This is a genomic window from Paenibacillus phytorum, assembly GCF_013141715.1.
Lineage (GTDB): Bacteria > Bacillota > Bacilli > Paenibacillales > NBRC-103111 > Paenibacillus_E > Paenibacillus_E phytorum.
The window spans coordinates 64654-83050 of record NZ_WHOA01000065.1; the positions used below are offsets into that span (position 1 = coordinate 64654).

At 43.5% G+C, this 18397-nt stretch carries 17 protein-coding genes; 14 read left to right on the forward strand and 3 right to left on the reverse strand.

What is annotated here, in order from left to right; genetic code table 11:
• Window positions 1-421 precede the first annotated feature (421 nt).
• The 6 genes from GC098_RS08365 (at window position 422) to GC098_RS08390 (ending at window position 4946) form a co-directional block, all read left to right on the forward strand.
• Window positions 422-1129, forward strand: a complete 708-nt coding sequence (locus GC098_RS08365) for a metal ABC transporter ATP-binding protein (RefSeq protein ID WP_171642773.1) — start codon at window positions 422-424, stop codon at window positions 1127-1129.
• Window positions 1075-1959: a metal ABC transporter permease gene (locus GC098_RS08370; RefSeq protein WP_171642775.1), complete on the forward strand. Its 885-nt coding sequence runs from the start codon at window positions 1075-1077 to the stop codon at window positions 1957-1959. Before GC098_RS08365 ends, GC098_RS08370 begins: the two co-directional genes overlap by 55 nt.
• 15 nt (window positions 1960-1974) lie before the next feature.
• A complete protein-coding gene (locus tag GC098_RS08375) occupies window positions 1975-2919 on the forward strand; it encodes a metal ABC transporter substrate-binding protein (protein WP_171642777.1) in 945 nt (314 codons plus the stop codon).
• Window positions 2920-2983: 64 nt separating this feature from the next.
• Entirely contained in the window at window positions 2984-4210 is a 1227-nt protein-coding gene (locus GC098_RS08380) for a GTP-binding protein (RefSeq protein WP_171642779.1), read from the forward strand.
• 34 nt (window positions 4211-4244) lie between these two features.
• Window positions 4245-4394 (forward strand): 50S ribosomal protein L33, encoded by a 150-nt coding sequence (gene rpmG / locus GC098_RS08385; protein WP_029195131.1) that lies wholly within the window; start codon window positions 4245-4247, stop codon window positions 4392-4394.
• Between the two features lie 87 nt (window positions 4395-4481).
• Complete coding sequence (locus GC098_RS08390) at window positions 4482-4946, forward strand: hypothetical protein (protein WP_171642802.1); 465 nt, start codon at window positions 4482-4484, stop codon at window positions 4944-4946.
• Window positions 4947-5183: 237 nt separating this feature from the next.
• Here GC098_RS08390 and GC098_RS08395 read toward each other — a convergent pair whose 3' ends face one another.
• From GC098_RS08395 to GC098_RS08405, 3 genes are all read right to left on the reverse strand, one after another.
• Window positions 5184-6614, reverse strand: a complete 1431-nt coding sequence (locus tag GC098_RS08395) for a peptidoglycan DD-metalloendopeptidase family protein (RefSeq protein WP_171642781.1) — start codon at window positions 6612-6614, stop codon at window positions 5184-5186.
• A 342-nt stretch (window positions 6615-6956) separates the two neighbouring features.
• A complete protein-coding gene (locus GC098_RS08400) occupies window positions 6957-7970 on the reverse strand; it encodes a hypothetical protein (RefSeq protein ID WP_171642783.1) in 1014 nt (337 codons plus the stop codon).
• 168 nt (window positions 7971-8138) lie between these two features.
• Window positions 8139-9110 (reverse strand): LysR family transcriptional regulator, encoded by a 972-nt coding sequence (locus tag GC098_RS08405; protein ID WP_082562644.1) that lies wholly within the window; start codon window positions 9108-9110, stop codon window positions 8139-8141.
• A gap of 222 nt (window positions 9111-9332) precedes the next feature.
• Between GC098_RS08405 and GC098_RS08410 the strand changes: the two genes are divergently transcribed.
• The 8 genes from GC098_RS08410 to GC098_RS08445 all read left to right on the forward strand — a co-directional run.
• Window positions 9333-10754 carry an NAD-dependent malic enzyme gene (locus GC098_RS08410; RefSeq protein WP_171642785.1) on the forward strand — a complete coding sequence of 474 codons (1422 nt, stop codon included), beginning with the start codon at window positions 9333-9335 and terminating at the stop codon, window positions 10752-10754.
• Window positions 10755-10799: 45 nt separating this feature from the next.
• The gene (locus GC098_RS08415; RefSeq protein WP_171642787.1) at window positions 10800-11507 is read left to right on the forward strand and encodes a gamma-glutamyl-gamma-aminobutyrate hydrolase family protein; all 708 of its coding nucleotides are present in this window, start codon (window positions 10800-10802) and stop codon (window positions 11505-11507) included.
• Window positions 11508-11576: 69 nt separating this feature from the next.
• Complete coding sequence (locus GC098_RS08420) at window positions 11577-13133, forward strand: ABC transporter substrate-binding protein (RefSeq protein ID WP_246358503.1); 1557 nt, start codon at window positions 11577-11579, stop codon at window positions 13131-13133.
• A gap of 109 nt (window positions 13134-13242) precedes the next feature.
• Entirely contained in the window at window positions 13243-14160 is a 918-nt protein-coding gene (locus GC098_RS08425; protein ID WP_171642790.1) for an ABC transporter permease, read from the forward strand.
• Between the two features lie 13 nt (window positions 14161-14173).
• Window positions 14174-15094, forward strand: coding sequence for an ABC transporter permease (locus GC098_RS08430; protein WP_171642792.1), 921 nt, complete (start codon window positions 14174-14176; stop codon window positions 15092-15094).
• 35 nt (window positions 15095-15129) lie between these two features.
• Window positions 15130-16128, forward strand: a complete 999-nt coding sequence (locus tag GC098_RS08435; RefSeq protein WP_171642794.1) for an ABC transporter ATP-binding protein — start codon at window positions 15130-15132, stop codon at window positions 16126-16128.
• Entirely contained in the window at window positions 16128-17147 is a 1020-nt protein-coding gene (locus GC098_RS08440; RefSeq protein WP_057307745.1) for an ABC transporter ATP-binding protein, read from the forward strand. Before GC098_RS08435 ends, GC098_RS08440 begins: the two co-directional genes overlap by 1 nt.
• The coding region (locus GC098_RS08445) for a gamma-glutamyltransferase family protein (protein WP_171642796.1) at window positions 17140-18397 on the forward strand (1258 nt) is incomplete at its 3' end. The genes GC098_RS08440 and GC098_RS08445, both read left to right, overlap by 8 nt.

Genomic DNA, 18397 nt, shown 5'->3' on the forward strand with positions numbered 1-18397 from the left:
TATACCCGATTCCAAATAAATTTTACGAGGAGTGATTGAGAGATGAACAAGAATAAAGCAAGAATAGCCTACCGTTTCGATCCACAAGAAAATCAACACGTAGAGCATCGCGAGTACCTGATCAAGAGGAGAAAGTGATACCTCCGAGCTTAATCATCATGGATGCGCGGGACTGTCTGCCGAGAAGTCGATTTACGGCTCCTCGGACTCTGTCGACGAGCTTCGGCTCGTGCTATAAGATTTCTTATTGACACAACCGCTGGAAAAAGATATATTCTTCAGTGTAATAAGTAATTATTACGATTTACCGGCAACAATGCCTAATAAATTACTTGTAGTTTAGGTTTCGACATAGGAATCGAGGATAGTCACAATCTCAAATCGTAATTTTTACATATAAAATCGAAAGGGGTTTGTTCATATGCTAGTTGCCTCCATGGACGAGGTGGAATTCGGTTACAATGACGTCCCTTGTATTCAAGACGCGAGTGTAGAGATTCAGTCGGGTGAATTTGTAGCTATAACGGGCCCCAATGGCGCAGCCAAATCGACCTTGCTGAAATTACTTCTTGGCTTGCTTGATCCTTGGAAAGGGAGTATTTTCTTGTCCTCGACCAATAAAGAGGGGACGAAGCTGAGAGTGGGTTACGTATCACAGCAAATCTCAGCCTTCAACAGTGGATTCCCTAGCACAATATTGGAGTTTGTCCAATCAGGTAGATATGCTAGCCGCTCCTGGTTTCGTAAGCTCGACAAAGAAGATGAAGTGCAGACGGAGAGAGCACTACGTCAGGTTGGGATGTGGGATTTGCGCAAGCGCAAGATCGGTGAGCTCTCTGGCGGCCAAAAGCAGCGTATTTGCATCGCCAGAGCGCTTGCACAGGAACCCGATATGCTTGTTCTCGATGAACCGACAACAGGGATGGATCAGGATAGCCGCTTTGGCTTCTACGAGTTGATGCATCATCAAGTGAAAGCTCATGGGCGAACCGTTGTTATGGTGACGCATGGCCTTGCCGAGGTCGCTCCCTATCTGGATCGTATCATTGAGCTGGAGAGGAAGGAGGATGGCGGATGGAAATGCTGCACTACGACTTCATGCAGCGGGCATTTTGTGCCGGTGGGTTAATAGCCATCCTAGCTTCGATTCTGGGTGTTTATCTGATGCTTCGCAGGCAAGCACTGATGGCTGATATGCTCTCCCATGTTTCCTTGGCAGGGGTTGCTGGAGGCGCGTATCTAAACATCAATCCAACCTTGACTGGATTTGTCGTAGCTACGCTGGGAGCAATAGCTGTTGAATATGTAAGGAGGTCCTATAAAACCTATAGTGAGATTTCGGTTGCCATCATCATGGTGGGTGGATTATCTACAGCAGTGATCATCATGAGTCTCAAGCAAAGCATTAATAAAGGCTTCTCCGCTTATTTATTCGGCTCTGTTGTTGCTGTGAATGAAACCGAGCTTCTCCTCATGTTCGTGGTAGCGGTAATCGGGGGCATCTTTTTCTATCTATTCCGTCGTCCGCTTTATCAGATTACATTCGATGAAGATACGGCTAAGACAAACGGGCTTCCTGTGAAATGGATCTCCCTGGGCTTTAGTGTCATAACAGGTATGATTGTATCTGCAGCTATGCCGATTGTTGGAGTGCTTCTCGTTTCGGCATTAATTGTGCTGCCCGCGGCACTTGCCATTCGCATTGCACCTAGTTTTACATCTGCACTTTTTATAGCTATGAGTATTGGCTTACTTGGTGTCATTTCCGGACTTACGGCTTCCTATCAGCTTAGTACACCCCCGGGAGGTACGATAGCGCTACTTCTCTTATTTATTCTTATTGCTGGCCTTGGTTTGAAAAAGGTAGTTCTAACATTTAGCAAAAGCAAAGCGAAAAATTCAATTGATACCATCCCTCGTATGTCCAAAGAAACGACAATTACATCATTCAATAAATAGTAGGAGGAAAAAACAATGAAAGAAATCTGGGTAATGAAATCATTTGCTTTTACCGTACTATCAGCTGCGCTCTTATCGGGCTGTGCATCTAAAACCGCTTCTAGCGATGGCAAATTAAATGTCGTTACAAGCTTCTATCCCATGTATGAATTTACTAAGCAGGTTGCAGGTGAACATGCCAATGTTATTGCTCTAATCCCGTCGGGAGCTGAACCCCATGACTGGGAGCCTAGTGCGAAAGATATGAAACAATTGAAGAACGCCAATGTGTTCGTTTACAACGGTATCGTTGAAGGATGGGCAGAGCAAGCACTTAAGAGCGCTGAGAATAAGAATCGTGTTGTTGTTGAAGCCATTAAAGGAATTGAATTAATGGAAGGCTTACCGGAAGAAGAGCATCAAGAGGATCACAAGAAAGAAGCGCATGGAGACAAAATCCTAGATCCGCATATTTGGCTAACTCCGGTTCTTGCTCAAAAAGAGGTTGAGGCCATAGTGGTGGGATTAACGCAAGCTGACCCTGCTAACAAAGAGGATTATCGAAAAAATGCGGATGCCTATATCGGAAAGCTCAAAGCCTTGGACGAGTCATTTAAAACTGGTCTTAAAAATGTAAAACGTAAAGAATTCGTCACGCAGCATGCTGCATTTGGTTATTTGGCCAAAGAATACGGGCTGACACAGGTTCCTATTGCCGGACTTTCCCCTGAAGAAGAGCCAGCTCCTGATAAAATGGCAGAGATTATTAAATTTGCAAAAGATAATAAGGTACAAACGATTTTCTTTGAAACCTTGGTAGATCCAAAGGTTGCGAATACAATTGCGAAAGAAGTCGGTGCGAAAACGGCTGTGTTGAATCCAATAGAGGGATTAACGGACGATGATAAAAAGAAAAACCTTGATTACATCGGTGTTATGACGAATAATCTTGAAGCATTGAAAAAAGCGTTAAATGAATAAATAGAAACATATGGTGCTTTTTTTATTCATTCAAATACGTAAAATTTATGAATAGAAAGAGGTTATGACATTGGTAGATCATAAAATACCTGTAACCGTCTTAAGCGGTTATTTGGGAGCAGGCAAAACAACGCTTTTAAACCACGTACTACATAATCGTGATGGCTTAAAAGTTGCCGTTATTGTGAACGATTTAAGTGAGGTCAACATTGATGCTGAGCTGATTAGAGAAGGCAACGGGCTTTCCCGCACGAATGAGAGCTTGGTTGAAATGTCCAATGGCTGTATCTGCTGTACATTACGTGAAGATCTGTTGAAGGAAGTAGAGCGGCTTGCTAAAGAGAATAAATTTGACTATATTCTTATTGAATCAACGGGTGTAGGTGAACCTTTACCGGTTGCGCAAACGTTCACCTATATGGATGAAGAGCAAGGGATTGATCTTACGCAATTTTGCCGTCTCGACACGATGGTAACCGTCGTAGACGCCTACCGTTTCTGGACGGACTATTCTTCTGGAGAAACGCTCCTTGAACGCAGTCAAGCTGTGGGTGAAGAGGATACACGCGATGTTGTTGATCTTCTGATTGATCAAATTGAGTTTTGTGATGTCCTAATTTTGAACAAATGTGACATGTTAGAAGAAGATGAGCTTGTTGAGCTTGAGGGCGTGCTGCGTACATTGCAACCTAGAGCCAAATTCATTCGCTCGGTTCACGGGAAAGTTGCTCCAACAGATATTTTGAATACTCATTTATTTAATTTCGATGAAGCAAGTACGTCTGCAGGCTGGATGCGGGAAATGGAGAAAGAAACACATACACCTGAAACCGAAGAATATGGTATTTCTTCTTTTGTCTACGAAAGAATTCGTCCGTTTGAGCCTTCGCGGCTGATGAGTTGGATGGAGGATTGGCCGGCTGAGATCATCCGAACTAAAGGGATCATGTGGCTCGCAACGCGCAACGATCACGCCCAGAACTTAAGCCAAGCAGGTCCTTCTATTCGCTTCGGTCCAGCAGGGTATTGGGTGGCGGCGCTGCCAGTTGGCGAAAGAGAAGCGGATCTCAAAGAAGACGCAGATCAAATCAAGATCTGGGATGATACCTATGGAGATCGCATTAACAAGGTTGTATTTATAGGCATTGAGATGGACCGGGTTAGTATAGTGGCATCTTTGGATGCCTGCTTGTTAACGGATGATGAAATGCAAGGAGATTGGAATCGTTTCGAGGATGAGCTGCCGAATGCCATAATGGAGTTGGAGGAAGCCTGCCCTTTGCCACAATAAATTCAGCAATGATGTATGATAGGAGGTGAACAGCATGAGAGTCATTATTACATTGGCGTGTACGGAAACCGGTGACAGAAATTATACAACGACGAAGAATAAAAGAACCCAAACATCTCGTTTGGAGCTGAAGAAGTACTGTCCACGTCTAAAGCGTCACACGCTTCATCGCGAAACACGTTAATAAACCAAGAATTTCCCGGCTTACTTGTCCGGGTTTTCTGCTTTACGAAAGGGATTATAATTATCCCAAAGGAGGTTGATGGGTTTGATGAGTTTGAATACCAATGAGGCAAGAGAAGTCATTCTAAGTCATCACACGGATGCTCAGTGGCGCCGCCGCGAGCAAGAAGTATTGCAATGGGCGGCACGCGAGAAACAGCGCAAGCATGCTAAGAAGACCAAACTTCTCGGACATATCAACGTGGATGCGGAATTGTTTCCAGCCTTGATGTTACTTCAGCAGAAGCAAATAACGACTGAATTCTCTTGTGCAGGTGTAAGCCCACTTGACGAACCAGAAGACCATTCCCTGTATGCTTATCTCACGATTATAGCCTCTGAGCGAACAGAGCAATTTGTCCAATTGACCATGAAGCGCATGAGACATCGCTTATTGATTTCCTTTGAACCCGCAAGGAACCGATACGATCTTTCATCCTTTTACATAGGCCATAACCGTTCCTTTTGTCAGATGATCAAGCAATGTGCTGAAATTTTTGAGAATGAAGTTTAGGCAATGAAAACGTACAAAAATGAGTTACGACAAAATCGCTCACGGTTATGTAGCTTACAATCCAAGAACCTTACCAGGTGCGATTTCGAATCATTGATGGGGAGCATCCAAAGTACCATTTAGTGACCGAGCGTATGGAGCTTCCACGCTAACCAACAGTTTCAAGCACATTAGCTGCAAGGAGCTGTCCCAAAAGTCAAACATGACTAGGACAGCTCCTTTTTGATGCAGACTTTTTTATTTTGCCTTGTCAATCAGTGTGTTACCGTTAAAGTCTTTAATGATAATTCTGTCAGCGATGAAGGAGGAAACAGGATCAGGCCGGACAAAGAGATGCAGATTTCCTCCGCCTGCCGGGTATGGATCGACAGGAGTGTCAACGTCAATATACATGCCATACTGGCTCTGATTGTTACGGTTCGTTGAACCTTGGCCAACGATATCATAGTAATCTGCGATTTTTGTTTGTCCTTGGCCCTTCAGAATGATCCAGCGAATAGTGTTCTGCTGGACCGGGATGTTGATGTCAACTGTATTGCTTGTATCGGTGCGGAACGCTGCGGTGACCGTCGGTTGGCTATGAGGCAGTATTTCCATCGGGTTCTTGCTTCTGGATTCGTTATTGGTTTCGGAGGTTAGTCCTACCATGTAAGTAATGTGTAAATGGTCGGAATTCGCGCCGGTATGCCCCACATATCCAATCAGATCGCCGGCTTGAACCGTTTGACCCACCGTCAATCCCGAAGCGAATGCGCTAAGATGTAAATAACCGGTCCAATGTTTATTTCCGTGATTGACAAGGACTTTGTTGCCAGGACCTGAGCTGCCGTTATCCGGAGTAATATTAGTTACGGTTCCATCCATCATGGCATAGACAGGGGTGCCTTCCGGAGCATTTATGTCGATCCCGGCATGGTAATCGTAATCCCCGGGCCTGCGGGGACCGTATGGATAGCGGATTTCGTCCCCATTGACAGCAGTTGAAAAGCTTAGAGGCCAATAGACGCTGCCTGTAGGCGGGGCCACAGGAGTAACTCTAGCAATATTCGAATCGGCACTTGTGCCGGCGGAGTTGGTAGCGTTGATGGCAAAGTAATATATAGAGCCGTTTGTCAAGCCTGATTTGGTAAATGTCGTATTGTTTACTCCGCTTGCCACAGTCGAATAAGACCCGGTCGAGGATGTTTTCATCTTAACCGTATAGCTCGTATTGCTGCCCGATGCTTCCCAAGCGAGAACAGCTTGTCCATCACCCGCTACTGCTATCAATGCGGTCGGTGCAGCTGGAACCGCACTTGGTTTGGCTGAAACAGCGCTGGAATACTCACTTGTGTTACCCTCGGAATCGATAGCCGCCACCTTATACCAGTATGTAGTCTCGTTGTCTACCGCGGTATTGGTAAAAGACGTCGATGTAATATTGTTGGCAATGTGCTTGTATTTGCCATCGCTGGAGGTAGCCCGTGAAATCTTATGTTTAACAGCGCCGGATACGGCATTCCAATATAGAGTCACTTCGCCATTCCCGGAATTAGCCTTAAGTCCGGTGGGTGCGGGAAGTGCAGCAAGGACATTCGTATTAAATAATACAAGGAAAAGTACGCTCATCAATAAACTCCAAAAAATGCTTTTCTTTAATAAGCGCTTCTGCTTCTGTAACGTAGACATAAAATCTCCTCCTAATCGTATCGAACTATAGATCCTGTAAAACGACCTAACTTACAAATCCATAGAATAGACGTTAGTAAAACTGGAAAACTAATGTAGAGCTCATGGCCTCACCTCCTTTCTAATAAGCAAGTATTGAACAGGAGAATCTTGTAAACGCTTTCTTTTTTTGAATTGTAACATTGAAAATTTCTTATATGAAATACGAAATACTTATATTTCTATAATTAGGGGTTATATATTCGCCTAATCATTTTCAAAAAAATAACCCCATGCCTTTATGAAAGGCAAGGGATTAGTTGATATGTTTGAAATGATATTTTTAAAAGTAGAACGTGTACCTTACATTAAATTTCTAGTAAGCCGAATATCTGCCATGGTTAACAAACCAACCTGATTAGACGAATGCATCGTTTTTGCAGTGTTAACTACAACATTGATGGTAGCGGTGTCGCCAAAAATACCTTGTGGGACTACAAACTCTACAGTACCCATATCATTCGTTTCCAGAATGATCCTGTCCTCCGTAACAACGTCTACAGACATGATCAGGTCCAATTCAATAGGTATTCCTTCCTTCGTAGAACCCGTTGAATTTTGATGCAAGCCGTTTACTTCATTTTTACTTAAGGGTCCTATTGCTAAGACAGTGTCTTCTTGGGAAATGGTTGGTTCAATTTTATTAATAACTTCGGTTAAGGTCAGATTCAAACCATAAGCAACAAGACGCAATGATTCCTCAAGTCCGACATGACCTATGCGGTCGTTTTGTGCAAGCTGGTGAAATTCTTCCGGTGACATACCAATACCCACTTTTTTCTGCAGGGGAATACGGCGTTTGGAGACATCTACCTTACGGTAAACTTTAATTTTGGACAACGATTGCGTCACAGAAGTGGAAAATAAAGTCATAGAATCCATGATATATCCCGGATTAACTCCGGTACCAATTACAAACTGTCTTTTATCGCGAGCATAATGATCAATTTCTTTGGACAAATCCGAATAGCGGTGCCATGGATAAGCTAATTGTTCACAGGTAGAAATGACGGAATATCCTTGATCAAGTAACTGCTTGATTTGCGGCCAAACCTGTGGCAGGTTAGATCCTGTTGCATGGAGTGCAAGTTTGCGCCCCTCCAGCCGTGCCGTATCGATTTCATCTAAATTCTGAACAACATTAATCCCCACAGCAGTGCTCTCTGCTAGTTCTCCGACATCCCTTCCGATTTTTTGAGGATCAATATCAACCGCACCAATTAACCGAATATGATCGGATTGCAAACAGCTTTGCATAATTTTGATGCCTATTGGACCTAAGCCATAGGAAATGACATTCATTTTTACAGTATTCATGAACCTTACCCCTCTCTTAATTGGTTTTCATGAACAATGTAACATCATCAGAAATAAAGCGAAAATATGAATATATTATACATTTATAATCAGGGGTTATAAGTAGAATTATGCCAGGTCCTCAAGGTTGAGAGTCGGTATTTGCCATTAAAAAAACAGCATCCCGATTCATGATAGATGCTGTCCTACGGTTTGAGATGATAATGTCTTGGATTTCATAGACTCTTTTGTAGTGTAATGTGGTAAATGCTCCAATATAGACAATGCGTCCTTCGTAATTAAAGGTACGCTTACGTCGTTCCAAATGACAGAAATCGAACTGAAAAGAGACAGGTTTTTCAATGCAATAGCTTTGATCTTGTAAGAATTTAAAAGTTCCAGCATATCCTGCGGCATTAAGGTAATCCCGATTCCATTGGAGATCAGATTGGCAATGGTCAGAATTTCCGGCCCGGCCCCGATGGTTTTTGGAATGAATCCAGCGGTAAGGCAGGCATGCTCCAGCAAATAATAAAGAGACGGCGAATGCTTAGGGTCATAATGTAAAAAAGTTTCGTTTTTAAGCTCGTAAAGATCGATCTCATCTTGTACGGCTGCCGGATGCTGGCAGGATAAAGCCACCTTCATAGGATGCTTGGAAAACTCTATCCACTTAAGCGGCGGCTGTATCGTCTGTTTGAGGTCTATCGGAGTTCGGATAAAGGCGAGATCATATTCGCTTTTCTGTACAAGCTCGGCTGCGTGAACGGAGGTTGTTTCCTTGATATAAAATTCGATTAACGGATGCTCTTCTTTTAATTTTTTAATAAGGTAAGGGACCATATTGCTTGCAGCGGATGGAACGGTTGCGATTCGAATAGTCGTTTGCGGGACAGTTCCGGATTCCACAAGCTGAGAGATGGTTTTTTCAATGTTATCGAATGAGGGTAAAAGATTTTTATGAAGATAATCGCCTTCTGCGGTCAATGTAACGTTTCGGGTCGAACGGTTCAACAGTTTAATGCCGAGTTCTTTTTCGAGCGCTGTGATTTGCTGGCTCAATCCGGGCTGGGAAATATGCAATTTCTGGGCTGCATGGCTGAAGTTAAGACAAAAAGCGACTTCCATAAAATAACGTAATGACAAATAACTTACTTGCATATGAGATTTCTCCTAATATATGACAATATGATTCGACAATTTATTATAGCATTTCAATCTGCTTTTGTAACCGGAATTGTTCGAAACGCTATCAGGATAACGATAATTAATAATTTCTACTTATATATTTATAAGGAAGCAGTATTTCCAATTTCTCTCATGTCGTATTAAACTATAAACATATTAAAGCGTTTTCATAAGCGCTGTGAGAGGGGAAAGAGTATGGGGAAAATAGCCTTTAATAAAGGAGAAAATATTATACTGCGTATTGAAATGGACTCTCATATCAAATTCGGTGAGGTTGCGACAGGCATTACAAGGGCAGGGGGGGACATCATAGCCATTGATCTGGTAGACGCGGGAAAGAATATTTCAGTAAGAGACCTCACGATAAATGTCGCCGAAGGGGGGCAAATCGGTGAGATTGAGGAAGCGGTTTCTAGAATCCCAGGGATAAAGCTGATCCATGTATCCGACCGTACCTTTCTGCTGCATCTTGGTGGGAAAATTTCGACAGTGCCCAAAAGCCCGGTTCAAAACCGCGACGATTTGTCCCGGGTGTATACACCGGATGTAGCCAGAGTATGTATGGCGATCAAAGAAGATCCTGCTAAAGCATTTACCCTCAGCATCAAGAAAAATACAGTAGCTGTGGTCTCTGACGGAAGCGCTGTTCTCGGGCTTGGAAACATTGGGCCCAGTGCAGCTATGCCGGTCATGGAAGGAAAGGCGGTCCTGTTTAAACAATTTGCGGGAGTAGACGCATTTCCGATCTGTATCAGCACGCAGGATACGGAAGAAATTATCCAAACTGTAAAGCATATAGCCACCGTATTCGGCGGGATTAACCTTGAGGACATTTCAGCGCCACGGTGTTTTGAGATTGAACAACGGCTGCGTGAAGAATTGGATATTCCGGTTTTTCATGATGACCAGCATGGGACAGCGGTTGTCATGTATGCAGGGTTGCTCAATGCTTTGAAACTCGTGAACAGATCTATGGAGGAGATCAAGGTTGTTGTATGCGGAGTTGGCGCTGCCGGGGTGGCTTGTACCCGTATGCTGCTTGCGGCAGGTGTAAAGGAGATCGTGGGCGTTGACCGGCGGGGGATACTGACCGCTGACCAAAAGTATGATAATCCGATGAAGGAATGGTTCGCAATGGAAACGAATCCAAAGCGGCTTTCGGGCACCTTACGCGATGCGTTAAGAGGAGCAGATGTATTTATCGGCCTTTCCTCTGGAGGTTTGTTAACGAGAGAGGATGTCATGACGATGGCAGCAAATCCGATCGTGTTCGCCATGGCCAATCCCGATCCGGAAATTGTCCCGGAGGATATCGAAGATATCGCTGCGGTAATTGCAACAGGACGATCGGATTATCCGAATCAAATCAACAATGTGCTTTGTTTTCCGGGAATATTTCGTGCAGCTTTGGATTGCAGAGCAGTCACAATCAATGAAGAAATGAAGTTTGCAGCAGCGGAAGCTATCGCCTCGATCATTACTGACGAGGACAGAAGCAAGAGTCATATTATACCAAGCGTATTTAATCAAAAAGTGGTTAGCGCAGTTCGGAACCGGGTAATTGAAGCGGCTATTCGTACGGGTGTAGCCAAAAAAGTGCCGAAGGATTTCCGCTAACAAAGATATATAAACTCGTGGTATTTTGCAGAAGGAGAGTATGAATTGAAACCTATTATTGGAATTACATCGAATATCAGAGATGAGAAACTGCTGACCACCGGGTTGAGTAATATTCGTGCAATTGTAAAAGCGGGCGGAGTGCCGATCGTGTTGCCTAATTTATCGGAGGATTCAGAAGTAGACCGGCTGGTGGAATCAATTGACGGCTTATTAGTTACTGGTGGAGGAGATGTTGACCCCAATATTTTCGGAGAAGAACCTCATCCGGAGTTAGGTGAAGTATGCCCTGAAAGGGATCTTTTCGAAATTATGTTGATAAGCAAATTTTTGAAATTAGACAAACCAATCCTGGGCATCTGCAGAGGCAGTCAAATGATTAACGTTTCTGCTGGCGGGGATCTCTTTCAGGACATTTATGCCCAACATGATCATCAGCTTTTGCAGCATAGACAAAACGCGCCCCGGAGCCACGTAACGCATTTTGTAGATGTTGATGAAAACTCGCTGCTCCATCAAGCTGTTCAATCCACCCGTTTTAAGGTGAACAGCTACCACCATCAAGCGGTAAGAAAAGTTGCTGAAGGTTTTGAAGTATGCGCAAGAGCCAGTGATGGTATCATTGAGGCATTTGAGTGCAAGACGCACCGTTTTGTTTTGGGCGTGCAATGGCATCCGGAAAATTTGACCGACAAGAACGATATTTACTCTCTGAAACTGTTTAATGCTTTCGTCCAGGCTTGTCAATTTTAGTTATCCGGCTTTTCTTTATTGTGGCTGTTGTTATGTTGTGAAAAAAATAATAGGGGGATATATATATATATGAAGCATTCTATTAAAGCCGCTCTTTTATGTTTTATTGCATTTGCAGTTTTGCTGGCGGGTTGTACCACTAGTAAGAATAATACGGCTCAACCCGACAAGAAGGATGAAAAGCGTCCACTGACAATCGCGCTGCCTACAGAGGTCAAATCCATGGATCTTTACGCCCATAATGATTTTGTAACATGGATGGCAGTCAATAACATGTACAATACATTATTAAAACGCGACGCTAAAGGAAACATCAGCACTGATTTAGCAGAAAGTTATAAAAAAGTAGACGATACGACATGGGAATTTGATCTTAAAAAGGGCATTAAGTTTCATAACGGCATAGAAATGACTGCAGAGGATGTCAAGTTTTCCTTCGAAAGAGCAGTTGCTGAGAAAACGCTGGGCGAAAGTGTATATTACAAATCAATTAAAGAAGTGAAGATTATTGATCCTTACAAGGTACAATTTATTACGGACGGACCAAACCCACTTTTCTTGAGTGTCATTGCCCGCACAAGTGCTGCAATTTTACCGAAAAAATACATAGAAGAAAAAGGAATGGATTCCTTCAACCAGCAGCCTGTTGGAACAGGACCGTTTAAGTTTGTTGAGTGGAAAAAAGGCAGCTACCTTAAGTTGGAGCCTTATGAGCAATACTTTGAAGGTGCCGCAAAAGATTGGAGCCAGGTAGTGTTCCGTATTCTTCCTGAAGGCTCGACAAGAGTTGGAGAGCTTTTAACGGGTGGAGTGGATATTATTCCCTCAGTCGGCAGCAATGATTGGCCACGTGTGAAAGGAAATGATAAAACCGGGATCGTAAGCGGTGCTTCGAACCGTGTAGCATTTCTTGTTCCAAAAGTTACTAGTCCAAAATCTCCAATGGCAGATCAGAGAGTCAGGGAAGCCGTTGAGTTGGCAATAGATAAAAAGCTGATCATTGATAAATTATTAGGCGGTTTGGGTACTACGACGCGAACACGCATTACGCCAGGTAATTTCGGGGCAAATCCAAAATTGTTCAATGTTGCTGTATATGATGAAAAGCGTGCTAAGGAATTATTGAAAGAAGCAGGATACGAGAATGGCTTGGAACTGACGATGCAATCGACCACAGGACGTTATGCAAAAGATAAGGAAGTTACTGAGATGATAGTCGGTATGCTGGCTAAAGTAGGTATTAAGGTGAAATTGGAATTACTTGAATTTAGTGTTTATGAAGAAATAAGAAAAGTAAACAAAGTCAGTGATTTACATATGGTTTGGTTGGCTAACTCTAACTTCGATGCTTTCACTATGGTCAGCGAGCATCTCACTTCGGTTAGAAGCTTAACTAATTTGGGTCTTAGCAGTCAGGAGTTGGAAGAGATATTGAAAAAAGCTGAAAAGAACATGAATCAAGATGAAAGGGACTCTCAGTATCAAATGGCACAACAAGTGGAAGCGAATCAATTTTTGAGATTGTACCTGTATCTGGAGCATAACAGCTACGGAGTAAGTAAATCTGTGAACTTCACCCCTCGTTTAGATGAAATGTATAAAGTATACGAAATTTCAAAACATTGATATTTGCTTATTTAAAAGCTGATCTTTCAATAGGGGCAATATTTATGCCCCTATCTTTTCAATATTACTTAACAGCTTGTTCGCATAATAACATAAGGAAGTGAATTCCATGAGAAGTTATGCTCTAAGACGATTGGCACAGATGGTTCCCGTGTTGTTGATCATCGTTTCTATCGTATTTGTCTTGATGCACTTATCCGGGGATCCTGTTGCATTAATGCTTCCGGAGGACGCTACCCAAGAAGATATGGATGCACTCCGGAAAGTTTTAAATTTAGATAAACCATTCTATGTTCAATATGCGACCTACTTATGGAATGTGCTGCATGGTGATTTCGGTAAATCATTCCGGTTTAATCAGGATGCGCTGGAGTTGGTGCTGGAAAGGCTGCCTGTTACATTAGAGTTGGCTGTAGCCGCCAAAATAATCGCAATTTGTTTGGCAGTACCGCTTGGAATCTTGTCCGCAACACACAAAAACTCTATTCTCGAACTTTTTGTAACGACAGGGACCGTTCTCGGAAAGGCGATGCCCCATTTTTGGTTTGGGATTATGCTTGTTCTCGTGTTCGGTGTCAACCTTCAGTGGTTACCGGTTTCGGGAAGCGGCACATTCTTACATCTCATTCTGCCGGCGATTACGCTTGGATTCGGTAATGCCGCTTATATTGCCCGGTTAACTCGTTCGAGTTTACTTGACTCCTTACATCAGGATTACGTTAGAACGGCAAAGAGTAAGGGATTAAAGAATTCTGTTGTCATCTACAAACATGCATTCAGAAATGCTTTGATTCCAGTCGTTACGATCATTATGATGCAGATTGGCGGTATGATCGGCGGTGCTCTAGTTACGGAAGCCATCTTTGCATGGCCAGGATTAGGCCAATTAATTGTACAATCTGTTAATTCAAAAGACATGGCAGTTGTACAAGCTGCTATATTTGTTGTGGCCGTGTCCGTCATATTGATTAATATTGTAACGGATATTCTTGTCGGATGGCTCGATCCGCGTATCAAGTACAGATAAGGGGAGAAGACGGATGATAAGTAGTGAGCAAGCAGTTCCGGCGAGTCGACTCATACAGAAAAACAAAAAAGAAAATCACCGTATCTTCTTTTGGTTTAGATTGTTGCTCAAAAGTAAAACAGGTACGATCGGCTTTGTAATTATGTCAATCGTTATCTTTACGGCGTTATTTGCACCGTGGTTGGCTCCTTATGATCCTTCAGAACAACATATAACCGATATGCTTGCCCCTCCTTTCTGGTTGGATGGCGGAAGCATGCAGTATGTTCTTGGTACCGATAACTTGGGCAGAGATTTGTTAAGCAGAATCATATACGGCTCCCAGGTTTCTTTGGTTGTAGGATTATTCGCGATTATTGTGGCGGGTGCTATCGGTTTATCCATTGGTTTGATTGCAGGTTATTACGGCGGATGGCTGGATAATGTTTTTATGAGATTAGTTGATTCTTTTTTGGCTATTCCTAACATTCTGTTTACTCTAGTTATATTGAAAGTAACCGGACCCGGTATGTTTACTCTTATTGTTGTGTTGGGTGTCACGAATTGGGTAGTTTATGCAAGGGTTATCCGAAGCGAGGTATTAAGTCTAAAAGAAAGAGAATTTGTCAGAGCCGCAAAATCGATTGGAGTACGTGACGGGATGATTATGATCCGACATTTATTACCAAATGTGTTTTCATCCTTTTGTGTGCTGGGGACATTAAGCATGGCGACCACCATTATTTCGGAAGCTTCACTGAGTTTCTTGGGTTTAGGCATTCAACCTCCCACCATTTCTTGGGGCGGAATGCTGAGCACCGGACGTGAATACTTGGCTACTAATTGGGGGCTCGCAACTTTCCCCGGAATAGCCATAACTATCACGACGCTAGGTATCATATTTTTGGGCGACTGGTTGCGTGATATTTTCGACCCTCGTTCTCAAGACATCTAATAGTAGGCATCATTCATGGAGGGAGGAGAAATACAATGAAAGAACCTATTTTACAAGTTAATGGATTAAAAACTTACTTCTTCACGGATAACGGCGCAGTGCCGTCTGTTGACGACGTTACTTTCACATTACAAGAGGGGGAAACACTTGGAATTGTGGGGGAATCTGGATCAGGCAAAAGCGTAACCTCCCTTTCTATTATGGGGTTGATTGAAAGTCCGGGAAAAATTGTTGAGGGAGAAATTCGTTTTCGGGACCGGGATTTATTGAAATTAAGTCATCATGAGATGCGGAAGATTAGAGGCAAGGAAATCGGTATGATCTTTCAAGAGCCTCTGACCGCATTAAATCCGGTTTTCCGTATCGGCCATCAGATTCAGGAATCACTTATGAACCACAATAACATGAACAAGACAGAGGCAAAGCAACACGCTTTGGAGCTGTTAAACAAAGTTAAAATACCCCGGCCTGAAAGTGTATACGAATCATATCCCCACGAACTAAGCGGTGGTATGCGTCAAAGAGCGATGATTGCGATGGCGATTTCCTGCAATCCTAAAGTGTTGATCGCTGACGAACCGACAACCGCCTTGGACGTTTCTATACAAGCGCAAATTTTGAAAATAATGAAAGAAATTATTCAGAATGAAGGTAATTCCATAGTCTTGATTACTCATGATTTGGGTGTAATTGCTGAAATGGCAGACAGAGTTGTCGTTATGTACGCAGGCCAAGTTGTCGAACAATGCAGCGTATATACATTATTCAAGCATCCAAAGCACCCTTATACGCGGGGGTTGTTAAAAAGCATACCAAAGTTGCACAATATCCTGGAATCCTTGGATTCCATAGAAGGCTCGGTCCCTAACCCGTTGAACATGCCGGAAGGTTGCCGCTTTCATCCGCGTTGTTCCTTAGCAACCGGGGCATGCAGCCGTAATGAGCCGCGTTTAACAGAATTAGCGTCGGATCATCAGGTTAGATGCTTAATGTATCAGGAAGAATTCGAAAAAGAATGGACGGAGAAGAGGTGATGATAGTGGATACGAAAGAACAACGCAAAGTGCTCCTGAAAGTCCACGAGTTGAGCAAGCATTTCGAAATTACCAAGGGCTTCATAAAAAGAAAAACGCAAATATTAAAAGCGGTAGATCAAGTGAGCCTCACTGTTTATGAGGGTGAAACTCTTGGTATTGTGGGTGAATCGGGATGCGGAAAATCGACGTTGGGGAATATGATTATGCACTTAATAGAGCCTTCCTCCGGGAAAATATTGTTTGAGGATACTGATCTTAGCGAAATGTCACGCGAAACGCTTCGCAAAAAACGAAAGGATATTCAAATGATTTTTCAAGATCCGTTTTCATCATTAAATCCTCGTTTGAAAATATTTGATATCATAGCTGAACCGCTCCGTACTCACGGGATTGCTAGTGGGGATAAATTGGAAGAAGAAGTACATAAGCTTCTGGAAGCGGTGGGCTTATCTGCGGATTTTGCAAAGAGGTTCCCTCATCAATTTAGCGGCGGGCAGCGTCAAAGAATAGGAATAGGACGAGCATTATCCTTGAAACCTAAATTGATCGTTTGCGACGAACCGGTGTCCGCTCTGGATGTGTCCATACAATCACAAATACTTAATCTTCTTTCCGTTTTACAGAAGCGTTATAAGCTGACATACATTTTCATCGCTCACGGCCTTCCGGCAGTTGCCTATATTAGCGATCGCATTGCAGTTATGTATCTTGGAAAAATTATGGAAATTAGCAAAAAGGAAGATTTGCTTAACCGTCCTTTACATCCTTATACCGAAGGGCTTCTTGCCTCCGTACCCGTTTCGGATCCGGAACTTCGCGGAAAAGAGAAGAAAGCATTGGAGGGGGAAACTCCAAATCCGTTAAATCCACCTTCAGGCTGCAGATTTCATACCCGCTGTCCCTACGTACAGGATCGGTGCCGCGTAGAGGAACCGCAGTTACGTCAGATAGGTTTGGATCGATCCGTTTCATGCCATTATCCGCTTGGGGAAATAGAGGCGTCACTTTATGGGTAATCAGCATCAGTATGGTATCAGTTCAGCACATCCTCTGGCGACGGAAGCGGGGATGTCCGTATTAAAGGCCGGAGGCAATGCGGCAGATGCCGCTATCGCGGTTTCGTATATGTTGAGCGTGGTCGAACCTTATGCTTCCGGGATCGGGGGAGGCGGTGTCATGCTAATATTGCCTGCAAAGATAGAAGAATCGGTAGTGTGTGATTACCGGGAAGTTGCACCTTTGTCGGGAATTATCTCGCAAACAGAGATTGGGGTCCCGGGCTTTGTAAAAGGCATGGAGAAGGTGAATGAATTATTCGGTACTTTGGATATGGTAACCTTAATGGATCCTGCTATAAGCGCTGCTGAAGCGGGTTTTGCCTCCGGTGGAGCCTTACATCGGCAATTGGTGAATTCTCCACAATTGATTGCAGAACAGCATCCAAGCTTTTTTCCTAAGGGGGAAGCTATTCGTCAAGGAGAATGGCTGAAGCAGCCAGTACTTGCAAAGACGATGAGAGCAATTCGTGATAACGGCTCCGATTGGTTGTATCAGGGCGAGCTGGGGCAACAAATTTCGGCTATGGTAGACGGAATGACACAAGACGACTTTCGGGACTATCGCGTGTCCATGAAAAAGCCGATCTACAGTGAATACGACAATTACGATGTGATCACAACACCTCCGCCTTTCGGAGGTGTAACGTTGATCCAAGCGTTAAAGATCAGTGAGCTGCTGGAGCTGCACGAGCAGCAGAAGCAATCTATCCCTTATATACATCAATGGGGCGAGGTCATAAGGAAATGCTATGAGCTGAGAAAAAGCACAATGGGCGACCCGGACTTTTGTTCTCCACCGGTAGAAAGGCTGATTAGCCGTGAGCTGATCGGCTTTTTGGCTGACAACATCAGACCGGACATCATATCAGAGATACCGGCTACTCTGGACGATGTTGCTAATACAACTCATTTTTCCATTGTGGATAAAGATGGAATGTGTGTGTCTGCGACAAATACAATAGGCGGTTTTTTTGGTCCGGGCATTGAAACAGGCGGATTTTTTCTCAATAATCAAATGCGTAATTTTACGAATGATGCAATCTCCCCTAATCAGGTGCAGCCGGGAAAAAGGCCTCAAAGTTACGTGTGTCCGACGATCGTACGAAACCGTGAAAGAACCATTGTGATTGGCTCGGCAGGAGGCAAGCGTATCCCTATGATACTATCTGTCATTTTGGAAAACGTTATTAAAAAAAAGATCGGCCTCG